We start from the raw sequence: 15,383 nt of genomic DNA on the forward strand, positions 1-15,383 counted from the left end.
CGGCACCACGGGGGTAGGGAAAACCCCCGGCCCAAGACGCCGACCGGCTCCATGGCCGCGAGGCGCCGCCGCGAGGAGTCTGGAAGTACCAGGCGGACGAGCAGAACGGACGGACCCCACCGATGATCACGCCCACGCAGTACGGACAGGGACATGGCTACCGCGACGACGCGGTGGCCGGGGAACGGCGTCACCTTCTCCCGGCCGGGCTGCGCGCGCCGTTCGAGGGCCGTACGTTCCGCGAGTTCGGCTATCTGCTCCTGAGCCTCCCGATCAGCATCATCACGTTCGTGTACGCGGTGACGATGGTGTCGCTCGGCGCCGGCCTGCTGATCACGTTCCTCGGCATCCCCGTGCTGGCCGGCGCCCTCGCCGGGGCGCGCGGGTTCGCCGCGATGGAGCGGGCCAGGGCGCGCGCGCTGCTCGGCATCGACGTCGGCACCCCGGCTCCGCTGCGGCCCCGCGCCCACGGCCCGATGGCGTGGATGGGCGCCCTCCTCAAGAGCGGCGAGTCCTGGCGCAACCTGCTGTACACGGTCGTGCACTTCCCGTGGGCGGTCTTCGCGTTCAACGTCGCGCTGGTCTTCTGGACGGTCGGCTGGTCCCTGCTCACGTATCCGCTGTGGCAGTGGGTCTTCCCCATGTACGCGGGCCAGGGCGGCATCCAGTTGTACGGCGACGGCGCGCACAACGTGTACCTGGACAACCCCTTCGAGATCACCGTCACCGCGGCGGTCGGCCTGCTGATCACGCTCGCGACGCCGTGGATCATCAGGGCGCTGGCCTCCGTGGACCGGGCGCTGGTGAGCGGGCTGCTCGGCCCCTCACGGCTCGCCACGCGCGTCGTGGAGCTGGAGTCGGACCGCGGCGTCGTCGTCGACACGGCCGCCGCCGACCTGCGCCGCATCGAGCGCGACCTGCACGACGGCGCACAGGCCCGTCTGGTCAGCCTCGCGATGGACCTGGGTCTCGCCAAGGAGAAGCTGACGGAGGACCCGCGGGCGGCGGCGCGCATGGTGGACGAGGCGCACGGCGAGGTGAAGACGGCACTCCAGGAGCTGCGGGACCTGGCCCGCGGCATCCACCCGGCCATCCTGACCGACCGCGGCCTGGACGCGGCCCTGTCCTCCGTGGCCTCGCGCTGCACGGTCCCGGTACAGATCGAGGTCGACCTGCCCGCACGGCCCGCGCCGGCCATCGAGGGCATCGCCTACTTCACGGTCAGCGAGCTCCTGCAGAACGTCAGCAAGCACAGCCGGGCGACCCGCGCCACGGTCGACGTGTGGCGGGTCGAGGACCGGCTGATGCTCCAGGTGATGGACAACGGCGTGGGCGGCGCCGACGCCTCCGCCGGTTCCGGCCTCGCGGGGCTCGCCGAGCGGCTCGACGCCGTCGACGGGATCCTCCTGGTGGACTCGCCGACGGCGGGCCCTACGCGGATCACGGCCGAACTGCCGTGGCGGCGCGCCTGACGACCAGCTCCCGCGTGTGCGGTGCACCCTTCCCCGGGGCGCACCGCACACGCGTGTCCTCCCTCTTCCCGGCGAATCCCGGCACCACTGCCCAGGACCGTCCGGATGCTGGGATGCTGATGACTGTTGAACGGGTGGGACGGGCTGTGGGGGGCCGAGAAACGTGGAGGACAGAGTGCGAGTGGTCATCGCCGAGGATTCAGTGCTGCTCAGGGAGGGCCTGACCCGGTTGCTGACCGACCGCGGGCACGACGTGGTGGCGGGCGTGGGCGACGGGGACGCGCTGGTCAAGACCATCACCGACCTGGCCGCGCAGGACGCGCTGCCGGACGTGGTGGTCGCCGACGTGCGGATGCCGCCGACGCACACCGACGAGGGCGTGCGCGCCGCGGTCCTGCTGCGCAAGAAGCACCCGGGGCTCGGGGTGCTGGTCCTTTCGCAGTACGTGGAGGAGCAGTACGCGACCGAGTTGCTCGCCGGTTCCAGCCACGGCGTTGGCTATCTGCTCAAGGACCGGGTGGCCGAGGTGCGCGAGTTCGTGGACGCGGTGGTGCGAGTGGCGCAGGGCGGTACGGCGCTCGACCCCGAGGTGGTGGCCCAGCTCCTGGGGCGCAGCCGTAAGCAGGACGTGCTGGCGGGGCTGACTCCGCGTGAGCGCGAGGTGCTGGGCCTGATGGCCGAGGGCCGGACGAACTCGGCGATCGCGCGTCAACTGGTCGTGAGCGACGGCGCGGTGGAGAAGCACGTCAGCAATATCTTCCTGAAGCTGGGGCTGTCCCCGAGTGACGGGGATCACCGGCGTGTTCTGGCGGTGCTCACCTACCTGAACTCGTGACGACCTGACACCCTGTCAGATATGGCGGGAATCGACCGGTGGACTCCGGGGCGCTCCGGGGCCGGCTTCCGGGTCGACTCGGAGTCGACCCGAAGTCGACCCGGATTCGGTCCTAGAACCAAAGGATGAGTGGGCGCGTCTTCGAACAGGGGGCCATGGGGGTGGGTAAATCATGACAAACAAGGTCATCAGGGTGTCTCATTGTCGCGTCCACCATGCGAACCACCCAGGGAAGGCGACCCTTACCGACGTAGGGTGGGCCATGGAGAGGCCGGTCGGCCGGCCACTCCCGCAGAGCCGCCTCGAGGGAGGTCCAGTTCAGTGACCAGCCAGGTCAGTAGCCCGGCCGAGCAGGCCGATGGGGCAGTGGTCCGAGAGCAGCGCAGACACGCGAACGGCAAGGACGTACGGCGTCTGGACCGGGTCATCATCCGGTTTGCGGGTGACTCGGGCGACGGGATGCAGCTGACGGGTGACCGGTTCACCTCGGAGACTGCGTCGTTCGGGAACGACCTGTCCACGCTGCCGAACTTCCCCGCCGAGATCCGAGCGCCCGCAGGGACACTGCCGGGCGTTTCTTCGTTCCAGCTGCATTTCGCGGACCACGACATCCTCACGCCGGGCGACGCGCCGAACGTGTTGGTGGCGATGAACCCGGCCGCGCTGAAGGCGAACATCGCGGATGTGCCGCGCGGCGCGGAAATCATCGTCAACACGGACGAGTTCACCAAACGGGCGATGCAGAAGGTCGGTTACGAGACCTCCCCGCTGGAGGACGGTTCGCTGGACGGGTATCACGTCCATCCGGTGCCGCTGACGACGCTCACGGTCGAGGCGCTCAAGGAGTTCGAGCTGTCCCGCAAGGACGCGGGCCGCTCGAAGAACATGTTCGCGCTGGGTCTGCTGTCGTGGATGTACCACCGGCCCACCGAGGGCACGGAGCGGTTCCTCAAGTCGAAGTTCGCGAAGAAGCCGCAGATCGCCGCGGCGAACATCGCCGCTTTCCACGCGGGCTGGAACTTCGGTGAGACGACGGAGGACTTCGCGGTCTCCTACGAGGTCGCGCCCGCCTCGTCCGCGTTCCCGACCGGCACCTACCGCAACATCTCCGGGAACCTGGCCCTGTCCTACGGGCTGATCGCGGCGTCCCGGCAGGCGGACCTGCCGCTGTATCTGGGCTCGTACCCGATCACTCCGGCCTCCGACATCCTGCACGAGCTGTCGAAGCACAAGAACTTCGGCGTGCGCACGTTCCAGGCGGAGGACGAGATCGCCGGGATCGGCGCGGCGCTGGGCGCGTCGTTCGGCGGCAGCCTCGCCGTCACGACCACCTCCGGCCCCGGCGTGGCCCTGAAGTCGGAGACGATCGGACTGGCCGTCTCCCTCGAACTGCCGCTGCTGGTGGTGGACATTCAGCGCGGTGGCCCCTCCACCGGGCTGCCCACCAAGACGGAGCAGGCGGACCTGCTCCAGGCGATGTACGGGCGCAACGGTGAGGCGCCGGTTCCGGTGGTCGCGCCGCGCACGCCCGCCGACTGTTTCGACGCGGCGATCGAGGCGGCCCGGATCGCGATCACGTACCGCACCCCGGTCTTCCTCCTCTCCGACGGCTACCTGGCCAACGGCTCGGAGCCGTGGCGCATCCCCGAGATCGACCAACTCCCCGACCTGCGCACCCAGTTCGCCTCCGGCCCGAATCACACCGAGGCCGACGGCACCGAGGTGTTCTGGCCCTACAAGCGCGATCCGCAGACGCTGGCCCGTCCGTGGGCGATCCCGGGCACGCCGGGTCTTGAGCACCGTATCGGCGGGATCGAGAAGCAGGACGGCACGGGCAACATCTCCTACGACCCGGCCAACCACGAGCTCATGGTCCGCACCCGCCAGGCCAAGATCGACGGCATCGAGGTCCCGGACCTGGAGGTCGACGACGCCTCGGACGAGGCCAACACCCTTGTCCTCGGTTGGGGTTCGACCTACGGACCCATCACCGCCGCCGTACGCCGGCTGCGCACCACCGGCGAGCACATCGCGCAGGCCCATCTGCGCCATCTGAACCCGTTCCCGCGGAATCTGGGCGAGGTCCTGAAGCGTTACGAGAAGGTGGTGATCCCCGAGATGAACCTCGGCCAGCTCGCCACCCTCGTCCGGGCGAAGTACCTGGTGGACGCCCACTCGCACAACCAGGTCAACGGCATGCCGTTCAAGGCTGAGCAGCTCGCCACGGCTCTCAAGGAGGCCATCCATGGCTGACACCGGCACGAAAGGCACGGGCACGATCGAGGCGCTCTCGCTGGTGCCCAAGGCCGAGGCCGAGCAGTCCATGAAGGACTTCAAGTCCGACCAGGAAGTGCGCTGGTGCCCCGGCTGCGGCGACTACGCGATCCTCGCGGCCGTCCAGGGCTTCATGCCCGAGCTCGGTCTGGCGAAGGAGAACATCGTCTTCGTCTCGGGCATCGGCTGCTCGTCCCGCTTCCCGTACTACATGAACACCTACGGGATGCACTCCATCCACGGCCGCGCCCCGGCCATCGCGACCGGCCTGGCGTCCTCGCGCCGCGACCTGTCCGTGTGGGTGGTCACCGGTGACGGCGACGCCCTGTCCATCGGCGGCAACCACCTCATCCACGCCCTGCGCCGGAACGTGAACCTGAAGATCCTCCTGTTCAACAACCGGATCTACGGCCTCACCAAGGGCCAGTACTCGCCCACCTCCGAGGTCGGCAAGATCACCAAGTCGACGCCGATGGGCTCTCTCGACGCGCCCTTCAACCCGGTGTCCCTCGCGCTCGGCGCGGAGGCGTCGTTCGTGGCCCGTACCGTCGACTCCGACCGCAAGCACCTCACCGACGTGCTGCGCCAGGCGGCCGCCCACCCGGGCACCGCCCTGGTGGAGATCTACCAGAACTGCAACATCTTCAACGACGGCGCCTTCGAAGTCCTCAAGGACAAGCAGCAGGCCGAGGAGGCGGTGATCCGCCTGGAGCACGGGCAGCCGATCCGCTTCGGCACCGACCTCGCCAAGGGCGTCGTGCGGGACCCGCAGACCGGTGACCTGGAGGTCGTCGACGTGACCGAGGACAACCAGTCGCAGATCCTCGTCCACGACGCACACGCGGCCTCGCCCACGACGGCGTTCGCCCTGTCCCGGCTGGCCGACCCGCACACCCTGCACCACACGCCCATCGGCGTCTTCCGCTCCGCCGAGCGGCCCGTCTACGACGTGCAGATGTCCGAACAGCTCGACGAGGCGATCGAGCAGAACGGCAAGGGCGACCTCGGCGCGCTGCTCGCCGGGGGCGACACCTGGACCGTGGTCGGTTAGGCGGACCGCCCGACGACACAGCCCGCGCCCCTTATGGGGCGCGGGTTTCGTCGTATGCCGCCCTGGCCTCCGTCACCGCTTCCATGCGGCGTTCCGTCCACATCGCGAGCGTTCTCACCTGTTCCGCCGCCTCGCGGCCGAGATCGGTGAGCGAGTAGTCCACGCGTGGCGGGATGACCGGCTTCGCGTCGCGGTGCACCATTCCGTCACGCTCCAGGGTCTGGAGCGTCTGCGTGAGCATCTTCTCGCTGACGCGGCCGATCTCCCGGCGCAGCTCGCTGAACCGGTACGAGCGCTCCTCAAGGGCGATCAGGACGAGGACGCCCCAGCGGCTGGTGACGTGTTCGAGCACGAGCCGGTACGGGCACAGCTCTTCGCCGTCGGCGCCCCACTTACTTACCGCCATGCCAGTACCTTACTTCAAAGTGGGTACTTTCCAATAGTTAGCGCCCGGCGTAAGCTCAGCGCCATAACCAGTCACCAAGGGAGATTTCAGACATGAGCATCGTCGTCACCGGAGCCACCGGACGCCTCGGCCGTCTCGTCATCGACGGCCTCCTTGCCGCCGGCGTCCCGGCGGAGAGCGTCGCCGCCGTCGTCCGCGACAAGGACAAGGCCGCCGGCCTCGCCGCCCGCGGCGTCGAGCTGCGGATCGCCGACTACAGCGCGCCCGGGACGCTGGCCGGCGCCTTCGCCGCCGGGGACCGGGTCCTGCTGATCTCCGGCAGCGAGGTCGGGCAGCGCGTGGCGCAGCATCAGGCCGTGATCGACGCCGCGAAGGGCGCAGGCGTCGCGCTGCTCGCGTACACCGGCGTCCTCGGCGGGCCCGAGGCCGACTTCGACCTGGCGGCCGAGCACAAGGTGACCGAGCAGGCGATCCTGGACTCCGGTCTGCCGTACACGTTCCTGCGCAACGGCTGGTACCACGAGAACTACACCGAGAACCTCGCCCCGGTCCTGGAACACGGCGCCGTCACCGCCTCCGCGGGCGAGGGCCGCGTCGCCTCCGCCTCCCGCGCCGACTACGCCGCCGCCGCGGTCGCCGTCCTCACCGGCGAGGGCCACGAGAACCAGGCGTACGAACTGAGCGGCGACGTCGCCTGGTCCTTCGCCGAGTACGCCGCCGAGCTGTCGAAGCAGACGGGCCGCACGATCGCGTACAACTCCGTCACGCCCGAGCAGAACCGCGAGATCCTGCTCGGCGCCGGACTGCCCGCACCCTTCGCCGACATCCTCGTGGGCGTCGACACCGCCATCGAGCAGGGCCTGCTCGCCACCACCAGCGGCGACCTGTCCCGGCTGACCGGCCGCCCCACGACCCCGCTCGCGGACGCGATCAAGGCCGCGCTCGCCTGAGAAACGGACGGTCTCCCACCTGCACGGACGTCCTGTCATGACCGTATAGAGATACGGACATGACAGCCGGTGCCCCGCGGCGCTACCTTCATGAGTGGCCGCCACGGGGCGTCCGCGTGGGTGAAGGAGGGGCCGTGGAGGCTGGGCAGTCGAGGAGCGAACAGCGCACAGGACTGTTGAACGGCATCGCGGCCTATGGGATGTGGGGCCTGGTGCCCCTGTTCTGGCCCCTGCTCAAGCCCGCCGGCGCCGGTGAGATCCTCGCCCACCGCATGGTGTGGTCGCTGGCCGTGGTCGGCATCGCCCTGCTCTTCGTACGCCGCTGGGCCTGGGCCGGTGAGCTGCTGCGCAACCCGCGCAGGCTGGCGCTCGTCACGGTCGCCGCGGCCGTCATCACGGTCAACTGGGGCGTCTACATATGGGCCGTGAACGCGGGCCATGTCGTCGAGGCGTCACTCGGCTACTTCATCAATCCGCTGGTCACCATCGCCATGGGCGTCCTGCTCCTGGGCGAGCGGCTGCGGCCCGCGCAGTGGGCGGCGGTCGGCGTCGGCCTCGCCGCGGTCCTCGTCCTCGCCTTCGGATACGGGCAGCCGCCCTGGATCTCCCTCTGCCTCGCGTTCTCCTTCGCCACGTACGGCCTGGTGAAGAAGAAGGTGAACCTCGGCGGTCTGGAGTCGCTCGCCGCCGAGACCGCGATCCAGTTCGTGCCCGCGCTCGCCTATCTGCTGTGGATCGGCTCGCAGGGCGAGTCCACGTTCGGCAACGGCGCGGGCCACGCCACGCTGCTCGCGGCGACGGGCCTGGTCACCGCGATCCCCCTGGTCTGCTTCGGCGCCGCCGCCATCCGCGTACCGCTGTCGACGCTGGGGCTGCTCCAGTACCTGGCGCCGGTCTTCCAGTTCCTGCTCGGCATCCTGTACTTCCACGAGGCGATGCCCGCCGAACGCTGGGCGGGCTTCGCTCTCGTCTGGGTGGCGCTCACGCTCCTGACGTGGGACGCCCTGCGGACGGCCCGGCGGGGGCGGATCGCGCTTGCCGAGCAGGAGGCGCGGGTGACGGCTCCGGAGTCGGTACCGGAGTCGGTACCGGAGTCGATTCCGCAGACGCAGGTTCAGCCGCAGACGCAGCCTGAGACGGATCCGCGGCGCGAGCCGGCCGCCTGATCCCGCGCGCCGACACGAGCGCGCCCAGCGTCACCATCACCACCGGCACCACGAGGGCCGCGCGGAAGGCGGAGAGCGTGTCGGCCGCGCCGGCCCCCTTCGAGGCGAGCCCGTACACGGCTGTCACCGCCGAGATGCCGAGCGCCGAACCGAACTGCGTCGACGTGTGGAGCAGCCCGCCCGCGAGCCCCTGCTCCTCCTCCGCGACCCCGTCCGTCGCCGCGATGGTCAGCGGACCGTAGGCGAGCGCGAACGCGGTCCCGGCGAGGATCAGGGTCGGGAACATGGCGGCGTACGTCCAGTCCATGCCGACCGGCAGGAAGAGCCCGTACGCGAGGATCGCCAGCAGGAAGCCGCCGAGGACGACGCGCGCGTTGCCGAAGCGCCCGACCAGGCGCGGGGTGAGCGTCGGCGCGAGGACCGCGTCGCAGCCCATCACGACGAGCGCGATCGCCGTCTGCAGGGACGACCAGCCGCGCAGCTCCTGGAGGTACAGGGTCAGCACGAACTGGAACCCGAAGAACGCGCCGACGAACAGCAGTGCCCCCAGGCCGGCGCGGACCACCGTCCCCGTACGGAAGATGCCGAGCCGCACGAGGGGCGCCCCGCTGCGCCGCTCCACGGCGACGAAGACGCCGCCGAGCGCGAGCCCCAGGGCGACGGCGGCGGCCGTCAGCGGCCAGTCCGTGAGCCCGTGTTCGAGCCGCACGACGCCATAGGCGACCAGCAGCATGGCGCCCGCCGCCGCGGCCGCTCCGGCCATGTCGAAGCCGCTGCGCCGCCGCCCGGGCGCGGCCTGCGCGGGAATCAGCCGCACCGCGGCGGCCAGGATCGCCCCGGCGAGCAGCACGGGCGCGAAGAACACCCACCGCCAGCCGAGCTCGGTCAGCAACCCGCCGACGACGAGCCCGAGGGAGAAGCCGCCCGCGGCCGTTCCCGCGAAGACGAGGAGCGCCTTGTTGCGCTGCGGCCCCTCGGCGTACGAGGTGGTGATGAGCGACAGCGCGGCCGGCGTCATGAACGCGGCGGAGGCGCCGGTGACGAAGCGCGCGACGATCAGCATCCACCCCTCGGTCGCGAAGCCGCCGAGCCCGGAGAAGGCCAGGAAGACGGCCAGCCAGAACAGGAACATCCGGCGCCGCCCGAGCAGATCGGCCGCCCGGCCGCCGAGCAGGGTGAATCCGGCGTAGCCGAGGACGTAGGCGCTCATGACCCACGCGGCCGTTCCGGTGCCGAGCCCCAGATCGGACCGGATCGAGGGGATCGCGACGGCGAGCATGGCTACGTCGACGCCCTCCAGAAAGATCGTTCCGCAGAGGACCAACAGCAGTGCCCAGGCGCGAGTACCCATGACGAGTCGGCTCCTCAAGTCGTATACAGGGATGGGTGGTTACGCGACAGAGGGTCGGTTCCCTCTTGTAACCACCTCGATCCTGCGGCAGCATCGACGGGCATGGAAGAAGGCACTTCGAAGTCACCGAGTAACTGCGCGAGCACCGCCTCCGGCGCCGGCTACGGCGACGCGGACCCCTTCCAGTGGGACACCCGCGAGGACTGCGAGGTGCGCCAGATCCTCGACCGGGTCGCCGACAAGTGGTCCCTGCTCGTCATCGCGCTCCTCGAACACCGCCGGCTGCGCTTCACGCAGCTGCGCCGCGAGATCGACGGGATCAGCCAGCGGATGCTGACGGTCACGCTGCGGCAGTTGGAGCGGGACGGCCTGGTGAAGCGGACGGTGCACCCGGTGGTGCCGCCCCGGGTCGAGTACGAACTGACGCCGCTCGGCGGCACGCTGCACGAGACGATCCGGTCCCTGGTGACGTGGACCGAGCACCACCAGGGCGAGATCGCCGCGGCCCGCGCCGCGTACGACACCCGGGCGCAGGAGGAGGCAGCGGCAGCCGCCGGAGCGACGGTCGGCACGAGCGCTCCCTGAGCCGTGGGCGGGCCCCCTGGACGAAATTACTTGCGCATGCATAAACTGCACATGCAGGTAATCGGCGCGACCAACCGACCCCGGAGTGCCCCATGTCCCGCACGTTCCTCTTTCTGCTCGGCAGCAGCCGCGGCGAAGGCAACACCGAGATCCTGGCCCGCAAGGCCGCCGAGCAGCTCTCCCCCGAGGTCGGGCAGCGCTGGATCGACCTCGCCGCGCACCCGCTCCCCGACTTCGAGGACCTTCGCCACGACAGCGACCACACCCGGCCCGCCGGCGACAACACGGCGCTGCTCCTGGACGCGACCCTGGAAGCCACCGACATCGTCATCGCGTCGCCGCTGTACTGGTACTCCGTCTCGGCCCCCACCAAGCGCTACCTCGACTACTGGTCGGGCTGGCTGCGCACCCCCGGCATCGACTTCAAGGCGACGCTCCAAGGGCGCACCCTGTGGGGCGTGACGGCGCTCGCCCACGAGGAGCAGGTCGTCGCGGACCCGCTGGTCGGCACGCTGCGCAACTCGGCCGCGTACATGGGCATGCGCTTCGGCGGTGTCCTGCTCGGCAACGGCAGCAAGCCCGGCGACGTACTCAAGGACGAGGAGGCGCTGCTGCGCGCCAAGACGTTCTTCGCGCCCGAACGGCAGCCGGAGATCGCCCGTTTCCCGTACGACGCGTAGCAGTGCGGCAGTCGGCTACGCCGTGACGTCCTTCGTCGTGAAGCGCGCCCACGCCGCCGAGCCGAACACGGCCGCGTACAGGCCCTGCAGGCCCAGGTTCTTGAGCAGGTCGTCCCAGTAGACCGGCTCGCGCATCAGGTCGGCGAAGGACAGCCAGTGGTGCGAGAACAGATACGGCTGGATCGCGTGCAGCTGGGGGATCTGGTCGAGGATCTGGACGGTGATGAGCAGGCCCACCGTCGTCGCCATCGCCGCGATCCCGCTGTTCGTGAGCGTCGAGACGAACAGTCCGAGCGCGGCGATCCCCACGAGTGACGCGGCCACGACGAGGGCGATCAGCAGAGCCCGTACGAGACCCTCGCCGAAGCCGATCCGGGTACCGGAGATCGTAACGAGGTCGCCGAGCGGGAAGAGCAGGGCACCCGTGGCGAGCGCCGTCGCCGCCACGACCAACGTCGCGACCAGGCAGAACGTCATCGTGGTCGCGTACTTGGTGAGGAGCAGGCGGGTGCGGCCCGCGGGGGCGACGAGCAGATAGCGCAGCGTCCCCGCGTTCGCCTCGCCGGCGATCGCGTCGCCCGCGATCACCCCGACGGCCATCGGCAGGAAGAACGGGAGCGTCGCGGCGAGCGAGGTGAAGACCAGGAACAGGCCGTTGTTGGTGATCTGCGCGATGAACGCGGGCCCTCCCCCGCCGCCGCCCGCGGCCGGTGAACCACCGCTCGTCTCGATCTTCACGGCGATCCCGACGAGGATCGGCACCCCGGCCAGGACCGCGAGCAGGGCGATCGTCCGCCAGCGGCGGAACGTGGTGACCAGCTCGCTGCGGAACAGGCCGAGCGTCCAGATCCTCTTCCGCACGGGCGCCGCGTCCTCGGCGGCGGCGACGGTGGTGGCGGCCGTGGCCTCAGCCTGCGACATCGAATCCCTCTCCCGTCAGGGCCACGAACGCGTCCTCCAGCGAAGCCCGTTCGAGTCCGAAGCCGCGGACGCGGACGCCCGCGGTGACCAGGGCGGCGTTCAGCTCGGCGAGGTCGGTGCCGGGACCGGGCGGCTCGCCCGTCACCTGGTCGTCCGTCACGGTCAGGTCCGCGATGCCCCGCTCCTTCAGGACGCGCGCCGCGTCGCCCGGGTCGGGGGTCGTGACCACGAGCCGGCCGCGGGCCCCCGCCGCGAGCTCGGCGACCGGGCCCTGCGTGATGAGCCGGCCGCGCGCCATCACGGCCGCGTGCGTGCAGACCTGCTCGATCTCGTCGAGGAGGTGCGAGGAGAGGAAGACGGTCGTGCCGTCCGACGCCAGCTCCCGTACCAGGGAACGGATTTCGCGCATGCCCTGCGGGTCGAGGCCGTTCGTCGGCTCGTCGAGCACGAGGAGCTTGCGGGGCTGGAGCAGCGCGGCGGCGAGCCCGAGGCGCTGCTTCATGCCGAGCGAGTACGCCTTCGCCTTCTTGCCCGCGGCTGCCGTCAGGCCCACCCGGTCCAGAGCGGTGGCGACGCGGGCACGCCGGGTGCGGGGGTCGGCGGCCGGGTCGGCGGAGTCGTACCGGATCAGGTTGTCCCGGCCGGACAGGAACCCGTACAGGGCGGGGCCCTCGATGAGCGCGCCGACGTGCGGGAGGACCGCGCGGGTCGCGCGGGGCATGGGGCGGCCTAGGACGCTGGCCGCGCCGGACGTCGGCTCGATCAGGCCCATCAGCATGCGGATGGTGGTGGTCTTGCCCGAGCCGTTCGGCCCGAGGAAGCCGAAGACGCTGCCGGCGGGGACGGTGAGGTCGAGGCCGTCGACCGCCGGCTGGGCGCCGCCGTAGCGCTTGGTGAGGGCCCGCGTCTCGATCACGGACTCCTCGGCAGTGCTCGCCGCCATCTCGCTCCCGTCGTGCCCGTCGGTTCTGGTGGAGTGCGGGAGTGGAGGCACCGGCACCGGCGCCTCCACTCCTGACTGCCAACTCTCGTGGCGCGTACGGCTACTGCGCCGCGTTCGCCGCCTTCACGAGCGCGTCCTTGGTGACCGCGCCCGCGTAGACCTTGCCGTCGTCCGTGATCAGCGCGTTGACCAGGCGGGTCGAGAAGACCGTGCCCGAGCCGAACTTGCCCGTCACATGGTCGCCGAGCGCATCCATGAACTTCTGCGCCTCCGGCGGGACGTCGCCCGAGCCCGAGCCGCCCGTCGGCAGACCCTGCCCGCCGGGCAGCTTCAGCTCGGCGATGGACGTCCAGCCCTCACCGATGACCTTCATGTCGTTCATGCCGCCGCCCTGAGCGTCCTTCAGCTCCTTGGGCATCCCCTTGGGGAGGTCCTTGGGCAGGTCCTTCGGCGCGTGGGACTTGTCCTGCGCCTTGAGGTCGTCGCCCTCGGTGACCTTGGTGCCCTTCGGCGGGGTGAAGTCGAACGTCGAAGCGGCCGGCTTGGCGAAGTCCACCTTGGTGAAGCCCGCGTCCACGACCGCCTTGCCGCCGCCCGCGGGCGTCAGCGTGAACTTCAGCGGCACACCGGTCTTCGCGTCCACCGAGATGGTGATCCCGCCGACCGTCGAACCGGCCTGCTTCGGCTTGACGAGCAGCTTGTACGCATCACGCCCCGCGACCTGCGAGGTTCCCTCCACCGAGATCGACGTCGTCTTGCCGGACGCCTTCAGGACCTCGTCCGCGAGCTCCTTGGGCGTGGCCGGGACGCCCTTGGGCGTCTCGCCCTTGCCGTGCTTCTCGGCCCGGTCACCGGCGGCAGCGGCGCCCTTGGAGTGGTACGCCTCGTTCGACGCACTGTCGTAGGCCCAGACCTCGTCGCCGTTGTGGATCACGCTGTACTCGGCCGCGTTGTCCAGGACCGACAGCTTGTGCCGGTCCGGGCCGTCCGCCGCGACGCGCAGCGTGTGCGTGCCGGAGGCGAGCTCCATCAGCTTGGACTGCGGGTCGGCGGAGGAGCCCCCCTTGCCGTCCACACCGTCCGAGGAGCCGCCGGCGCCCGGGGTGAAGCCGCCCGCCATACCGCCCAGGGACGGGAGTCCGAGATCCGTGGAGATCTTCACCGTGCCGGACATCTGCTGCACGTCCGACTTGGCGATCTTCTCGATGAGTTGCTGCGCGCTGAGCTTCGGCAGATCGGGGTTCCCGGAGTCGGCCAGCGCGGGGACGAGCCCGATCGTCGCCGCGGCCACCCCCACCACCGCGACCGGGACCACATAGCGGGTCGCCTTGCGACGACCGGCGCTTTCGGATTCGTACGGTGCCATGTTGTTGCCCTACCTCCGTGTTGGGCGGCGGCCTACCGTCCTTGCTCGTCTGTCCACCCCAAGCCGCCATTCTCACCCGAACTGGTCGGGAGTGGTGCTATCAATCTGACCAAATCGGCCGGGCGGAAGCGTCAGACCCCAGGATCAACTCCGCGTACTCCCGCGGTATGACACGAGAGGGCGGCGCCTCCCCCATCCCGTAGGGGAGACGCCGCCGGTTCCGCGGGTCGGTCAACGCTGTACGAACACGTAGTCGGCCCGGTACGGCACGCCGACGACCGTGCCGGGGTCGCAGCTGCCCGCCGGGGCGACTCCGCCGACCGTGTTCAGGCGCAGGATCTCGGCGGTGCCGGAGAGCAGCCCGTGCCGCTTGCCGGTCTGCGTGGCCCTGAGGTCCAGCTCAGGGATGTTCCCGTCACCGTTCGGGGTCTTGCTGATGAGCTTGCCGGTGACGGCGCTGCGGTCGGGCGCGATCCACTGCGGCGTACCGGAGTTGGGCGCCGTGAAGGTGTGGGCGATGTTGCCGCCGAGTACGGCGCGCACGTCGCGCTGCGCGAAGGCGTACGCGCCTGACCCGTCGTCCGCCTTCCGGCACTGATAGATCTGCCGGCCGCGCACGACCGAGGCCTGTACGTGCGAGAGCGCGTCGCGGAAGGCGAAGTCCGTGCTGACCTTGTGGAGCCGACCCCGGACGGCGCCGCCCGGGAACTCGGCGGTGTGCAGATTGGCGTAGAACCCGCCGGGGTTCTTCGTCAGGCGGCCGAGCAGGGCGCGGTCCTTGACGGTGACGGAGCCGGTGACCTGGTGGTTCCTGATCCTGCCGAGGAGGCCGGTGAAGTCGACCTTCACCCCGCCGTTCGTGCCCTTCGCGCCCTCGTGGATGTGGAGCATGGTGGGCTTCGCGGTGCCCCGCCACTTGACCGCGACCGACACCCGGTCGCCCTTGACCTTGATGAACTCGAGGGCCGCGCCGTCCTTGTCGCCCACGGCGGGGCCGCCCTTGACCGGTACCTCCGCCGCGCCCCTGAGACCGGCCGCGAAGAGCGCGCCGCCCCGCCCGCCGGAGAGCGAGCCGTGGGCGTCGAGAGACTGGACGCCGTGCGCCGCGTGGCCGGAGCCCTCGCGCTCGCCGTTGTCCGCGACGGCCGGCAGAACGGCCGCCGTCACGCCGGCTGCGGCAGCGGCCGCCACCCCGGCGAGCACGAGGGTCTTGCGCCGCTTCGAAATCGTTCCGAGAGTGCCCATGATCGTTGTTCCCCCTGTCGGAGCCGGCACCCCCTGCGCCGGCTTCCAGGCATGAGTACGGAACGAATCTCATCTTGGACTCAATCCAATAATGTGACCTGCGCCACACCACGATCCGGTCGAGTGGAACCCGCAAGG

13 protein-coding genes and 1 pseudogene are annotated in these 15,383 nt (G+C 70.4%); 8 read left to right on the forward strand and 6 right to left on the reverse strand.

Features of this window, described 5'->3' with window-relative positions; translation table 11 throughout:
- The first annotated feature begins 122 nt into the window (after positions 1-122).
- The 4 genes from OG574_RS21670 (at position 123) to OG574_RS21685 (ending at position 5,632) form a co-directional block, all read left to right on the forward strand.
- On the forward strand, positions 123-1,472 hold the full coding sequence (locus OG574_RS21670; RefSeq protein WP_326774560.1) for a sensor histidine kinase: 1,350 nt from the start codon (positions 123-125) through the stop codon (positions 1,470-1,472).
- Positions 1,473-1,647: 175 nt separating this feature from the next.
- Positions 1,648-2,307: a response regulator transcription factor gene (locus tag OG574_RS21675; RefSeq protein ID WP_326774561.1), complete on the forward strand. Its 660-nt coding sequence runs from the start codon at positions 1,648-1,650 to the stop codon at positions 2,305-2,307.
- Between the two features lie 321 nt (positions 2,308-2,628).
- Entirely contained in the window at positions 2,629-4,560 is a 1,932-nt protein-coding gene (locus tag OG574_RS21680; RefSeq protein ID WP_326774562.1) for a 2-oxoacid:acceptor oxidoreductase subunit alpha, read from the forward strand.
- Positions 4,553-5,632: a 2-oxoacid:ferredoxin oxidoreductase subunit beta gene (locus OG574_RS21685; protein WP_326774563.1), complete on the forward strand. Its 1,080-nt coding sequence runs from the start codon at positions 4,553-4,555 to the stop codon at positions 5,630-5,632. Before OG574_RS21680 ends, OG574_RS21685 begins: the two co-directional genes overlap by 8 nt.
- A 31-nt stretch (positions 5,633-5,663) precedes the next feature.
- On the opposite strand, the gene OG574_RS21690 is transcribed toward OG574_RS21685, so the two are convergent.
- Positions 5,664-6,038 carry a winged helix-turn-helix transcriptional regulator gene (locus OG574_RS21690; RefSeq protein ID WP_326774564.1) on the reverse strand — a complete coding sequence of 125 codons (375 nt, stop codon included), beginning with the start codon at positions 6,036-6,038 and terminating at the stop codon, positions 5,664-5,666.
- 92 nt (positions 6,039-6,130) lie between these two features.
- Here OG574_RS21690 and OG574_RS21695 point away from each other — a divergent pair, with 92 nt between their 5' ends.
- Both OG574_RS21695 and rarD read left to right on the forward strand, forming a co-directional pair.
- Complete coding sequence (locus OG574_RS21695; protein WP_326774565.1) at positions 6,131-6,988, forward strand: SDR family oxidoreductase; 858 nt, start codon at positions 6,131-6,133, stop codon at positions 6,986-6,988.
- A gap of 200 nt (positions 6,989-7,188) precedes the next feature.
- Entirely contained in the window at positions 7,189-8,154 is a 966-nt protein-coding gene (gene rarD, locus OG574_RS21700; protein WP_326778571.1) for an EamA family transporter RarD, read from the forward strand.
- On the opposite strand, the pseudogene OG574_RS21705 reads toward rarD, so the two are convergent.
- Positions 8,141-9,505, reverse strand: a pseudogene (locus tag OG574_RS21705) (MFS transporter); the annotation flags it as partial. The gene rarD and the pseudogene OG574_RS21705 sit on opposite strands and share 14 nt — an antisense overlap.
- Positions 9,506-9,607: 102 nt before the next feature.
- Here OG574_RS21705 and OG574_RS21710 point away from each other — a divergent pair.
- Together OG574_RS21710 and OG574_RS21715 are read left to right on the forward strand one after the other, a co-directional pair.
- Positions 9,608-10,090 (forward strand): winged helix-turn-helix transcriptional regulator, encoded by a 483-nt coding sequence (locus OG574_RS21710; RefSeq protein ID WP_326774566.1) that lies wholly within the window; start codon positions 9,608-9,610, stop codon positions 10,088-10,090.
- A 92-nt stretch (positions 10,091-10,182) separates the two neighbouring features.
- A complete protein-coding gene (locus tag OG574_RS21715; RefSeq protein WP_326774567.1) occupies positions 10,183-10,770 on the forward strand; it encodes a flavodoxin family protein in 588 nt (195 codons plus the stop codon).
- A gap of 15 nt (positions 10,771-10,785) precedes the next feature.
- Here the strand turns inward: OG574_RS21715 and OG574_RS21720 are convergent, their stop codons facing one another.
- The 4 genes from OG574_RS21720 to OG574_RS21735 form a co-directional block, all read right to left on the reverse strand.
- Positions 10,786-11,691, reverse strand: a complete 906-nt coding sequence (locus OG574_RS21720; protein ID WP_326774568.1) for an ABC transporter permease — start codon at positions 11,689-11,691, stop codon at positions 10,786-10,788.
- On the reverse strand, positions 11,678-12,634 hold the full coding sequence (locus OG574_RS21725; protein WP_326778572.1) for an ABC transporter ATP-binding protein: 957 nt from the start codon (positions 12,632-12,634) through the stop codon (positions 11,678-11,680). The genes OG574_RS21720 and OG574_RS21725 overlap by 14 nt, the downstream gene beginning before the upstream one ends.
- Positions 12,635-12,734: 100 nt before the next feature.
- Entirely contained in the window at positions 12,735-14,000 is a 1,266-nt protein-coding gene (locus OG574_RS21730) for a LolA family protein (RefSeq protein ID WP_326774569.1), read from the reverse strand.
- Positions 14,001-14,231: 231 nt separating this feature from the next.
- The gene (locus OG574_RS21735; RefSeq protein WP_326774570.1) at positions 14,232-15,245 is read right to left on the reverse strand and encodes a CHRD domain-containing protein; all 1,014 of its coding nucleotides are present in this window, start codon (positions 15,243-15,245) and stop codon (positions 14,232-14,234) included.
- Positions 15,246-15,383 lie beyond the last annotated feature (138 nt).

The sequence above is a fragment of the Streptomyces sp. NBC_01445 genome (assembly GCF_035918235.1).
GTDB lineage: Bacteria > Actinomycetota > Actinomycetes > Streptomycetales > Streptomycetaceae > Streptomyces.

What these genes read in the sequence shown, in the direction of transcription:
- OG574_RS21685 (WP_326774563.1), top strand. Translation starts at nt 4,553, where the DNA reads ATGGCTGACACCGGCACGAAAGGCACGGGCACGATCGAGGCGCTCTCG.
- rarD (WP_326778571.1), top strand. Translation starts at nt 7,189, where the DNA reads ATGTGGGGCCTGGTGCCCCTGTTCTGGCCCCTGCTCAAGCCCGCCGGC.
- OG574_RS21725 (WP_326778572.1), bottom strand. Translation starts at nt 12,634, where the DNA reads ATGGCGGCGAGCACTGCCGAGGAGTCCGTGATCGAGACGCGGGCCCTC.
- OG574_RS21735 (WP_326774570.1), bottom strand. Translation starts at nt 15,245, where the DNA reads ATGGGCACTCTCGGAACGATTTCGAAGCGGCGCAAGACCCTCGTGCTC.
- OG574_RS21670 (WP_326774560.1), top strand. Translation starts at nt 123, where the DNA reads ATGATCACGCCCACGCAGTACGGACAGGGACATGGCTACCGCGACGAC.
- OG574_RS21710 (WP_326774566.1), top strand. Translation starts at nt 9,608, where the DNA reads ATGGAAGAAGGCACTTCGAAGTCACCGAGTAACTGCGCGAGCACCGCC.
- OG574_RS21690 (WP_326774564.1), bottom strand. Translation starts at nt 6,038, where the DNA reads ATGGCGGTAAGTAAGTGGGGCGCCGACGGCGAAGAGCTGTGCCCGTAC.
- OG574_RS21715 (WP_326774567.1), top strand. Translation starts at nt 10,183, where the DNA reads ATGTCCCGCACGTTCCTCTTTCTGCTCGGCAGCAGCCGCGGCGAAGGC.
- OG574_RS21730 (WP_326774569.1), bottom strand. Translation starts at nt 14,000, where the DNA reads ATGGCACCGTACGAATCCGAAAGCGCCGGTCGTCGCAAGGCGACCCGC.
- OG574_RS21720 (WP_326774568.1), bottom strand. Translation starts at nt 11,691, where the DNA reads ATGTCGCAGGCTGAGGCCACGGCCGCCACCACCGTCGCCGCCGCCGAG.
- OG574_RS21695 (WP_326774565.1), top strand. Translation starts at nt 6,131, where the DNA reads ATGAGCATCGTCGTCACCGGAGCCACCGGACGCCTCGGCCGTCTCGTC.